Genomic DNA, 9,936 nt, shown 5'->3' on the forward strand with positions numbered 1-9,936 from the left:
GCCGTGGCGCGGCCGCCAGGGCCCGTAGCGCGGCGAGGAGTTCCTCCTGGCCGGCGGCGCGCGGGGCCGAGGCGGGGGCGAGGGGGAGCGCCGGGTACGTGATCCGCAGGGGCCAGGGCTCGTCGCAGGTGACCCGGACGTGCGGCCACACGTAGTGGCTCGCGGTGAAGGTCACCGGGCGGGCCGGAGTGACGGTGATGTCGTGGTCGTGCGGGCGGTCCAGGCGCAACGACCGCTGCGCGGGGTCCATGCGGATCTGCGGGACCAGGGTGCGGAGCATGGCCAGCACGCCCTGGTGGGCGATCCGCTGCCCCGCGTACGCGATCGCCTCGTAGAGGGTCGGCTCGACGCGCTCCCACTCCTCGGCGAACGCCGCTTCCCAGTAGTCCTCCAGCGCGGTGAGCGCCCCGTCGAGGACCGGCTCGGGGTCGGTGAGGATGCCGGCCAGGCGCGCACACCGTTCCGGGTCGGTCCGCCGCAGCTCGGCCAGGGCCGCGTCCCGCGTCGTACGGTCCTCGACCAGGTCGTGACCCGTGTAGCGGGTGGTGTCGACGACCGTCCTGGCCAGCTCGGCGGCCACCTGCCGGACCGGAAGCGCGCGTACGGCCGAGATCTGGCCGTCGAAGTCGGTGTCGTGCTCGTCGGCCCGGCACTCGAAGAACGCCGGGATGTAGTCGGCCACGACGAACTCGTGCGCGCGCAACCGCCGCCGCAGTGCCGCCGGGAGCCGACGGCAGCGCCGCACCCAGGGAACGTGCAGGGCGTGGTGGCCGGGGTCGGTGAGCGCGTGCCAGGAGTGCGCGGCTTCGAGCAGCGGGGAGGCGGAGAACGCGAGGTTCTCGGCGGCCGTGCCGGTGAAGCGCATCGTGATCACGATTGCATGATTCCACCATCAGTTGATCGAGTCCCGCCGGGGCGTTCAGGCTCGTCGGAGCACCCCACCCGCAGCGCCCGCGCACCGAGCACGGGCACGTCCGGGACCGCATCCACCCCCACCTCCACCTCCGTATGCCGTCGTCGAAGGAAGCAACTGACCCATGGTGTCCACCTCGAACCTGCTGGCCTTCGCCGCGATGTCCTTCGTGGTGATCGCCGTCCCCGGACCGAGCGTGCTCTTCGTGGTCGGCCGTGCCCTCGCCCACGGCCGCCGCACCGCCCTCGCCACCGTCCTGGGCAACCTCCTGGGGTCCTACGCGCTCGTGCTGGTCGTGGCGCTGGGGCTCGGCACCCTGCTGCAGGCCTCGGCCGTGGCCCTGACGGTGGTGAAACTCGCCGGTGCCGTCTATCTCGTCCACCTCGGCGTGCAGGCGTTCCGTCAACGGCACCGGCTGCGAGCGGACTTGGCGGTCGCCGGGGACCAGACCCGCGGTGACCTGCGCACGGTCCTGGACGGGCTCCTCGTCGGCGTCACCAATCCGAAGGGGCTCGTCTTCTTCGCGGCGGTCCTGCCGCAGTTCGTGGACCACGACGCCGGTGGCGTACCGCTGCAGATGATGACCCTGGGGCTCGTCCCGGCCGCCATCGGACTGTGCTGCGACACCCTGTGGGGGCTCGGCGCCTCCGCCGCCCGTGGGTGGTTCACCGGTTCGGACCGCCGCCTGTCGATGGTCGGCGGCGCGGGCGGTGTCGCCCTCATCGGCCTCGGCGTCACCGTCGCCGCCACCCAGCACTGAGCCACGCGCGGGCGGCCGGTCCGCCGCACTCCCTCACGGCCGTACGTTCCCGGCCCGCGAGAACAACAGCCGTACGGGGCCCGCCCGTTGACCGCGCCCGCGCGGTGCCCGTCGTCTGCGGCGGACGGCGAACGGGGCGCCGAGCAGGGTCAGGGCGAGGTGGGCGGAGAGCGGGGCGGCGGTGCCGTAGCAGCTGGTGAAGTGGGGGCGCAGGGCGGTGATCCGGGTGGCCAGGCCGGTCAGGGAGCACAGGCCGAGCGTCGCACTCGTGGTGAGGCCGTCGGACCGGTCGAGGGTGAAGTCATGGATGTCGTCGAGGAGTTGGAAGAGATCGCCGACCTCCATCAGGACCGCGCGCTCCGCCGTCGGCATGGCCGGGCGGAGCAGGGCGAGCAGGGCCACCATGCCGAGACCGCCCTTGCCCCGCGTGATCTCCAGGACCTCGCCCGCCGACACCGCCGCGCTCCGCTGGGCCCGCGAACGCACCTGGAAGGCGTGCAGTTCGCGCAGCACGGTGTGGATCGGGTCGTCCGGGGCGTGCGGCAGCCGGGCGGCGATGGCCCGGTGCAGGACGAGCAGCAGCTCCTCCAGGTCGCCGTGCGGACGGAAGGGCTCGCCCGCGAAGAGACCGGCCAGGTCCTCGTCGAGGTGCTCGCGGTCGCAGTTGTCGATGAGATCGTCGTAGAGCCGGGTGAACGAGCTTGCCAGGACGGTCAGTTCGGGATCGAAGGCGACCTTCGCCATCGACGCGTACCCCCACATCGCGAGCCCGACCTTCATGCTCGTGCCGAGCAGCGAGGTGTGCAGCGTACGGCGGAGCGCCCCGTCCTGGACGGTGTGTTCGACGAGGGGGAGCGCGGTCCGGTCGAAGGCGGCCACGACCTGCCGGTGCCGGAAGCACACGAACCGCAGGACCGACCCCCAGCCCCGCGCGGCCAGTGCGCACCGCACGAGCGCCGCCGCCTCACCCGCCACGTCCCCCATGCTGAAGAGGCTTACCGCGCGCCGCGGCACCCAGTCCACAGGTGCTGCCGAGCTGTCCGGGTAACGGGGGGTAATACCGGCCGCCGTACGGGTACGTTGCAGTCGGGGAGCGACAGCGGCAAAGGGCGGGAGGAACGTGGACACATCATCCGCGACACGCGAAGCGCGCGGCGCGCTCCGGTACTTGGCCGGTATCCGGAACCGCCGACAGGGCTGCGCCGCCCACTCCACCGCCCACGGCGAAGCCCACCCCGAAGCCCACCCGGACACTCGCCCCGAGGCCCGACCCGACCTCCAAGTCCCCTTGTACCCGCCGGACACCCGGCCCGCCGTACTCGTCCGGAACACCCTGGTCCGGCTCAACGCCCCCCGCTTCGCCGAGGCCCGCACCGCGAACCGGTGGTGGCTGCTCGCCCTTCTCGCCCTGTCGGCCGTGCAGTTCTCGATGACCCCGCAGGCCCGTCCGTACGCCGCCTGGGCCGCCGTCGCCCTCATGACCTGGCTGCTCGCCCGCGTGTACGCCCTCGGCCTGACCGAGAAGCGGCAGCGCCGCTACGAACAGCGGTGGCTCGCCGCGCGGAGCACCGCCCTGCGGGACACCTGGTTCGAGGTCGTCGGCTGCACCGTTCAGGCACGGCCGGGAACCGCCAACGACGGCCGCCGCGCGGTGAGTTACGTACCGGCCCGCCCCGCCGACGTCCGCGCACTCCTCGCCCGGCAGGCCGAGGAACGCGCCGCGGGCCGGTCATCGCGGCTCACCGTCGAGTTCACCTTCCCGCTGCCGGGCTCGCCGTACGCCGCCCTTGAAGTGGTGGATGCCGACCTCACGGACGTCGACCTCGTCACCACCGCGCGCGGCGGCGGGGTCCGCTTCCCGCACGCCGCGTACCACCCCGAGTCGCCCCGCAGCCCGCGCGAACGGCACCGGCCGACCCGCGGCACGTTCTGGGTGCTCGGCGTGCCGGTGCTCGCCCTGGCCGCGCCGGGTGACGAAAGCCGCGCCGGAGCCGGGCGGTACGACGAGTCAGTGGGCGGCTGACCCGCCCGGCACCCGAGCCGACGGCTGCGCCGGAACGCGTACGGGACCCGCGAGCCGGTGCTGCAGGCTGGCGTGCCGGAACTGATAGTGCGCACCCGTCGACCGCAGCACCCCCACCTTGTGCGCGTCGTCGAGGAACGCGGCCAGATCGCGGGGCGTCTGCCCGCGCCAGGCCAGCCACCACCGCGCCGTCGTGTAGTGCCCCCACGCGCTCGTCGAAAGCACGACAAGACCGGCCCCCGCGCCCGAAAGCAGCGCGCCCACCCCGGCGCCGAGCAGGCCCTGCACCGCCGGGGAGACGGACACCACCAGCGCGTCCCGAGCCCGGTCGGCCCCGGCCGTCGCGAGGAAACCGCCGACGACCGCCCCCGCCACGGCCCCGTACAGCCACGCGTACAGGACAGCGTTCCGGTCGTCCCGCAGCGAGCGCAGGGGTGTGACGACCTGGCGCGGTTCCGTGGGCCGGGTGAAGCGGCGGGCCGAGGAGAAGACCAGGCCGAAGGCGAGCCCCGCCGCCAGGCCGTACGTCACCGAGTACAGGAGGCCCGCGATCAGGCCGCCCGCGACCAGGCCGATCAGGCCGAAGGTGAGATCGACGAGGAGCGGACGCCGCAGCACCCGCTCCCGCTGCCGGGGGCGGCGCGGCGCGAACCGGCGGGGCGGCTCCGCCCGCACCAGGCCGAGCAGCGGACTGCACACCACGCCGACGGCCGCCCCGAACACGGCGCCGAACTCCGGGCGCCCGAACAGGCCGAAAACCAGCAGGCCGAGCGCCGCGCAGACCACGGTCCCGACTACCGCGGGCACCACGATGTACGGATAGCGCGGGATCGCGTACAGGTCGCGCAGCTCCCACCAGCTCACCTCGCCCGCCCCGCGCTCCCCGCCCGCGCGCCGCGCTTCGAGGCGGCCGGCGAGCGAGCCCAGGTACCGGGCGGCCCGCTCCACCGGCCAACTCCGGGACGGGCGCGCCGGGTTGCCGTCGTCGGCACCTCGCGGCGGCGCGGCGAACACCACCGGGACGAACGTGTCGAGCAGATACGCCTCGATCAGCTCACGCGTCCCGAACCGGGCGGTGTCGAGCAGCACCTCCGGCGTACTGTCGCGGGCCTGGAAGGCGGCACGGGCCAGGAACAGCAGCAGCGGGCGGGACAGCGCACCGGCCAGTGGACCCGCCGGATCGGCGCGCAGCGCGCGCAGCACCGGCCGCCAGCGGTCCAGGTCGTCGGGGAAGTGGGACTCCAGATAGCCGACCGAGTCGTCCACCGGCACGGGCAGCAGCCGCACCACCCGGCTGTCCGGCAGCGGCTCCTCGGCGGAGGTCGCCCGGTACTCGTCGGGGCGGCAGGTCAGCACGGTCTCCGCGGGGAGGTGCGTGTTGTCGCGCAGCGCCCTGATCACCTGCGCGCGCAGGCCGGACGGCAACTCGTCGAGCCCGTCGAGTACGGGCAGCAGCCGGTCGTGCCGGAGCAGCTCCCCGGCCGCGTCCGCGCCGTAGCGCGCGGTGTCCGCGAGGAACCGGTAGTCGTCCGCGATCCGCCGTACGATCCAGTCCTGGAAGCTCAACTCGGGCTGCCACGTGGAGAGTTGGAGCAGCACCGGAACGCGCTGCGGATCCGCCCGGCGGCACAGGGCCAGCGTGAGGTCGACGCAGAGCCCGGTCTTCCCGGCGCCCGCGGCACCCACGACGACCAGGCGCGAGGGCCGGTCCGTGTAGTCGTCGACCAGCTCGTCGAGGCTGCCCCGCTCGGGCAGCGGGTGCGTCGCGGTACGGGCCCGCGGATCGTGCGCGGTGTCCCAGCGGACCGGGATGCGGTCGACCGCCAGATGCTGTCGGCGCCGCCCGGCCTCGCTCCGCCAGTGCTGCTCGACCGCGTGGTTCAACGCGGCCGCCGCGGCGTCGAGTTGCTCACCCGCGCTGCGCTCGGCGTTCCACGCCCAGGTGCGCGCGAGGGCGGCCTTCGCCGGAAACGTGACGAGGAGCGTCCCGCCGATACCGAGCACGGCAGTGACCGGTTCGAACCCGAAGTGGATCACGGCCCAGACGGCCACCGCACCCCCGGCCAGCCAGAGAGCCAGGATCACCCGTTCCCTGGTCGTCATGGAATCATGAAATCCCAACTCGGCCTGAGCGTCCAGGGGATGACGAGCCATCAGTGACAGCCCTACGGCGTCCGGACCCCTTCCTCCAGTCCATCCGCTCCTTCAGTGGGGCCGGTCGGCCGTGCGGGCGGGCCCGGGTGACCCTGGCTGAACCGATGGGCCGCGTCTACCCTGGTAGCAGAGCCTCGGGCGCCGCGGACGTCACGCGTGCCGGTGGTGGGAGGTGCGTCATGGCAGGCGGCCACTGTTTCCACATCGACCAGGACGGTCATTCCGTCACGGTCCTGCTCGCCCACCCGCGCGGCGTCGTCGAAGTGCTGGTGGACGGCAAGGTGGTCGCCTGCCATGACGCGCCCGGCAAGGACGCCACGGTGCTCGGGGCGGAGCTCCCCGGCGACCCGCCCCGGCCGATCCGCGTCCTCCTCGCCCCCGTCGAAGGCGCCGACGGGCCACCGCTCTGCGTGATGGAGAGTGACGGCGCCCGCTACCCGATGCCGCTGGTCACCCTCGGCCGCACCGCACGGACCACGCCGCGCACCACGACCACCTCCACCCAGGCCGTACGACTGCTCCGCAGGCACGTGCGGCGGATGGCCCGGGGGTGGCACCGCTGAGGAACCCGCGCGGCGGGTCGGATCGGGAGCGGGCGCGCGGAGCCCTGTCGCAACTGCCTTACCCGGCAGTAACGTTCGGGGTCCGTCCGCAGCCTGGGGGAGTCGCATGGGTGCCGTCACGACGTTCGATCCGGTCACCGAGCACGAACGGACCCGCGCCGCGCTACGCGCCACGCTCCCGCGCCTTGAACGGCTGCTGCGCGAGGCCCCCGACCTGGACGCGCCCTCCGGGGTCCCGCTGTGGACGGTGGGCGACGCCGGTACGCATCTCGCGGCCGCGTACCTCGGGTTCTGCTCCGCCGTCACCACCGACGAGCCGGTCGATTGGGACAGTCTGCTGCCGCCCGGCGACGGGACGTTCGTCGAACGGATCGCGGCCGTCAACGCCCGGTCCATCGGCCTCTTCGGCGCCGATGAACGCGCCGGGCTCGGCGCGTTCATCACCGAACGCGGCGAGAAGTTCCTGCGCGCCACCGAAGGACTCGCCCCGGACGCGCCGGTGGCCGTGCCCTGGTACGGGCGTGAGCTGCCGTTGTCCGTGGTGACCGGCCTCATGCTGAGCGAGAGCCTCGTGCACGGCCTCGACGTGGCGCGCGGCGCGAAGGCCCCGTGGCCGATCGACCCCGACCAGGCCCGCCTCGTGCTCGGCCAGGCGCTGCCGACGATGATCCAGCTGGCCGTCGACCCCGCGAAGGCGGCGGGCGTCAGCATCGCCTTCGACCTCGCGATCAAGGGCGGCCCACGCCTCGCGGTCGTCGTCGACGACGGCACGGTCACGGTGACCCGCGACGCCCCGCCGCGTACGTACGACTGCCGGATCACGGCCGAGCCGACCGCGTTCCTGCTTGTCTCCTTCCGGCGTACGCCGATCTGGAAGGTGATCGCGCGCGGCCGGATGCGGGCGGGCGGCCGCAGGCCGTGGCTGGCCACGCGGCTCGGCGAGCTCGTCGCCACGCCCTGATCCGGCCAGGGGGAGCGACGCACCGGCCGGTGCACAACCCTGGCCGTATTACTGACGCGTCAGTACGGTGCTGCCAACCCTCATCCCCCACAGGAGAGTTGGGAGAGCCGAATGACATCAGTCTTACGCAGACGACCGGTGGCCGCAGGTGCCGTCCTCGCGCTGACGGTGCTCGGACTGTCCGGGTCCGCCGCCGCGAGCGCGGTCCCGGACGACGCGCCGCCGTCGGCCGCCGGCACGGGCGAGGCCCAGAAGGCCGTCAAGAAGCCCGTCCAGAAGCCGGGCAAGCCGAGCAAGAAGCCGGGCAAGAAGGGGGGCCCCGGCGAGATCGTCACCTCGGAGCCGTCCTCGTTCCAGTACACACCGGGCCAGCCCACCCCCACCAAGGCCTGGAAGATCACCTACGGGTCGACCTCCGCCTCCGGGCAGTCCAACACCGTCTCCGGAACCGTGATCGTCCCCGACGACGGCAAGACCACTCCGCGCCCGCTCATCACGTACGCCGTCGGCACGGTCGGTCTCGGTGACAAGTGCGCCCCGTCCGCCGGATTCCCTGGCGGCACGACCGCCGAGGCGCCGCTGGTCAACGCCGCGCTAGTCCGGGGGTACGCGGTCGTCGTCACCGACTACGAGGGCCTCGGCACACCCGGCGACCACACCTACATGGTCGCCGCCGCCCAGGGCAGCGCGGTGCTCGACGCGGCGCGCGCGGCCCAACGGCTCCCGGAGGCCGCCCCGTACGGGGTCTCCGCGGAGGCACCCGTAGGGATCATGGGCTACTCGCAGGGCGGCGGCGCCAGCGCGAAGGCCGCCGAGATGGCCGCGAGCTACGCTCCCGAGCTGAAGGTCAAGGGCACGGCGAGCGGCGGAGTCCCCGCCGACCTCGCCGCGGTCGCCGATTCGGTGGAGGGCGGGGACAGCGCCGGCTACCTGCTGATGTCGGCCGTCGGCCAGAACGCCGCCGACCCGTCCCTCGACCTCGACAAGTACCTCAACGACGAGGGCCGCAAGCTGGCCGACGTGGTCCGCAACGAATGCGTCGGCACGGTCCTCGAGGCGGGCAAGGGCAAGAAGATAGAGGACGTCACCACGTCCAACCCGCTGGACCAGCCGGACTGGCAGGCGGCCATCGCCAAGCAACTGGTCGGCACCGTACGGCCGTCGGCGCCGACGTTCCTGTACCACGGGGACGCCGACGAGACGATCCCGTACACGGTCGGGCAGAAGCTGCGGGCCGACTGGTGCGCGGCCGGGAACGCCGTGCAGTGGACGACGTTCCCCGGACAGTCCCATGTGGGAACGGCGATCCAGGGCAACGGCCCGGCCCTCGAATGGCTCGGCCAGCGCTTCGCCGACCAGCCCGCGACGGGTAACTGCGGCACCTGAGCGGGCTCCGTCGCCGCTCTGAACACACCCTGCCCTGCCGGGACTTGGCCGTACGCGGGCCGAGTCCCGGCAGCGCTGGGCGCGACGGGCAAGACATGCCGCCGATGGCGCAATGGCACCTCCGGCCCCGCCGTCCGGGGCACCCTGTGGTCGTTTCATCGCAGTGGTGTTGCTCCTCGCCGCACCCGAGGAGGGCAGGCAAGGAGAAGCGCGTTGTCGTTGCAGCAACCAGGGGTCGACTACGAGAAGGTGTTCCAGTCCTTGCCGGGCGCGGTGGCCCTGCTCACCCCCGACCTGGTGTACGCGGACGCCAACGAGGCGTTCCTGCAGGCCTCGGGACGCACCCGCGAGCAGGTGATCGGCCGCTACCTGTTCGACGTCTTCCCCGACAACCCCAATGACCCCGCCGCGACCGGCATGCGCAACCTCCACGCCTCCCTGCAACGGGTGGCCGCCACCGGCGAGCGCGACGCGATGGCGCTGCAGCGCTACGACGTGGAGGACCCGGAGCGGCCCGGCACGTGGGAGGAGCGCTACTGGAGCCCGGTCAACGCCCCGGTGTTCGGCGCGGACGGGCGGGTGGAGCTGCTCCTCCACCGGGTGGAGGAGGTCACCGAACTGATCCGCGCGCGCGGCGGTCGCGGCGCCGGTGACGGTGCCGACAGCGGTGCCGGGAGCAACGGCGGTGACCGGTCCCGGGTGCTGCAGGCCGAGCTGTACACCCGCGGCCGCGACCTGCAGGAGGTCAACGAGCGGCTGCGCCGGGCCTACGCCCGCGAACGCGAGGTCGCGCTGACCCTGCAGGACGCGATGCTGCCCGCGGTCCGGGTGCTCGGCCACCACCGGACGGCGGTGCGCTACCGGCCCGCCGTCGGGGCGTTGAACGTGTGCGGTGACTGGTACGAGCTGGCCGAACTGCCCGGCGACCGGATCGCGGTCGCCGTCGGCGACGTCGTCGGCCACGGCCTTCCCGCGGCCGCCGTCATGGGCCAGCTCCGCAGCGCGCTGAGCGCGGCGGTACGCGCGGCCGAAGGACCGGCGGCCGCGCTCGACGCGCTCGGCCTCTACGCCCGCGATGTCGACGGCGCCGAGTCCACCACCGCGGTGCAGGTGGTCATCGACTGCGTGCGCCACACCCTCCGATACAGCAGCGCCGGCCACCCGCCGCCCGCCCTG

The 9,936-nt window shown here is 73.5% G+C and carries 9 protein-coding genes; 6 read left to right on the top strand and 3 right to left on the bottom strand.

The annotated features are described in order from the left end of the window. A partial coding sequence (locus GUY60_RS27795; RefSeq protein WP_246235767.1) for a DUF5937 family protein occupies positions 1-865 on the bottom strand: 865 nt, incomplete at its 3' end. Positions 866-1,037: 172 nt separating this feature from the next. On the opposite strand from GUY60_RS27795, the gene GUY60_RS27800 reads away from it, so the two are divergent. Then, the gene (locus tag GUY60_RS27800) at positions 1,038-1,673 is read left to right on the top strand and encodes a LysE family translocator (protein WP_161702654.1); all 636 of its coding nucleotides are present in this window, start codon (positions 1,038-1,040) and stop codon (positions 1,671-1,673) included. Between the two features lie 33 nt (positions 1,674-1,706). On the opposite strand, the gene GUY60_RS27805 is transcribed toward GUY60_RS27800, so the two are convergent. Continuing rightward, a complete protein-coding gene (locus GUY60_RS27805) occupies positions 1,707-2,657 on the bottom strand; it encodes a hypothetical protein (RefSeq protein ID WP_161702656.1) in 951 nt (316 codons plus the stop codon). A 136-nt stretch (positions 2,658-2,793) separates the two neighbouring features. Between GUY60_RS27805 and GUY60_RS27810 the strand changes: the two genes are divergently transcribed. Further along, a complete protein-coding gene (locus GUY60_RS27810; RefSeq protein ID WP_161702658.1) occupies positions 2,794-3,696 on the top strand; it encodes a hypothetical protein in 903 nt (300 codons plus the stop codon). On the opposite strand, the gene GUY60_RS27815 is transcribed toward GUY60_RS27810, so the two are convergent. After that, positions 3,682-5,799 (bottom strand): NACHT domain-containing protein, encoded by a 2,118-nt coding sequence (locus GUY60_RS27815; RefSeq protein ID WP_161702660.1) that lies wholly within the window; start codon positions 5,797-5,799, stop codon positions 3,682-3,684. The genes GUY60_RS27810 and GUY60_RS27815 overlap by 15 nt on opposite strands. Before the next feature lie 230 nt (positions 5,800-6,029). Between GUY60_RS27815 and GUY60_RS27820 the strand changes: the two genes are divergently transcribed. The 4 genes from GUY60_RS27820 to GUY60_RS27835 form a co-directional block, all read left to right on the top strand. Then, the gene (locus GUY60_RS27820) at positions 6,030-6,413 is read left to right on the top strand and encodes a hypothetical protein (RefSeq protein WP_161702662.1); all 384 of its coding nucleotides are present in this window, start codon (positions 6,030-6,032) and stop codon (positions 6,411-6,413) included. 106 nt (positions 6,414-6,519) lie between these two features. Continuing rightward, complete coding sequence (locus GUY60_RS27825) at positions 6,520-7,374, top strand: maleylpyruvate isomerase N-terminal domain-containing protein (protein ID WP_161702664.1); 855 nt, start codon at positions 6,520-6,522, stop codon at positions 7,372-7,374. Positions 7,375-7,485: 111 nt separating this feature from the next. Next, positions 7,486-8,760 carry a lipase family protein gene (locus GUY60_RS27830; protein ID WP_161702667.1) on the top strand — a complete coding sequence of 425 codons (1,275 nt, stop codon included), beginning with the start codon at positions 7,486-7,488 and terminating at the stop codon, positions 8,758-8,760. A 219-nt stretch (positions 8,761-8,979) separates the two neighbouring features. Next, the coding region (locus GUY60_RS27835) for a PP2C family protein-serine/threonine phosphatase (protein WP_161702669.1) at positions 8,980-9,936 on the top strand (957 nt) is incomplete at its 3' end.

The sequence above is a fragment of the Streptomyces boluensis genome (assembly GCF_009908195.1).
Classification (GTDB): Bacteria; Actinomycetota; Actinomycetes; order Streptomycetales; family Streptomycetaceae; genus Streptomyces; species Streptomyces boluensis.

Excerpts from the sequence above, each read along its gene's own strand:
- GUY60_RS27825 (WP_161702664.1), top strand. The coding sequence starts at position 6,520 with ATGGGTGCCGTCACGACGTTCGATCCGGTCACCGAGCACGAACGGACC.
- GUY60_RS27800 (WP_161702654.1), top strand. The coding sequence starts at position 1,038 with ATGGTGTCCACCTCGAACCTGCTGGCCTTCGCCGCGATGTCCTTCGTG.
- GUY60_RS27805 (WP_161702656.1), bottom strand. The coding sequence starts at position 2,657 with ATGGGGGACGTGGCGGGTGAGGCGGCGGCGCTCGTGCGGTGCGCACTG.
- GUY60_RS27820 (WP_161702662.1), top strand. The coding sequence starts at position 6,030 with ATGGCAGGCGGCCACTGTTTCCACATCGACCAGGACGGTCATTCCGTC.
- GUY60_RS27830 (WP_161702667.1), top strand. The coding sequence starts at position 7,486 with ATGACATCAGTCTTACGCAGACGACCGGTGGCCGCAGGTGCCGTCCTC.
- GUY60_RS27815 (WP_161702660.1), bottom strand. The coding sequence starts at position 5,799 with ATGACGACCAGGGAACGGGTGATCCTGGCTCTCTGGCTGGCCGGGGGT.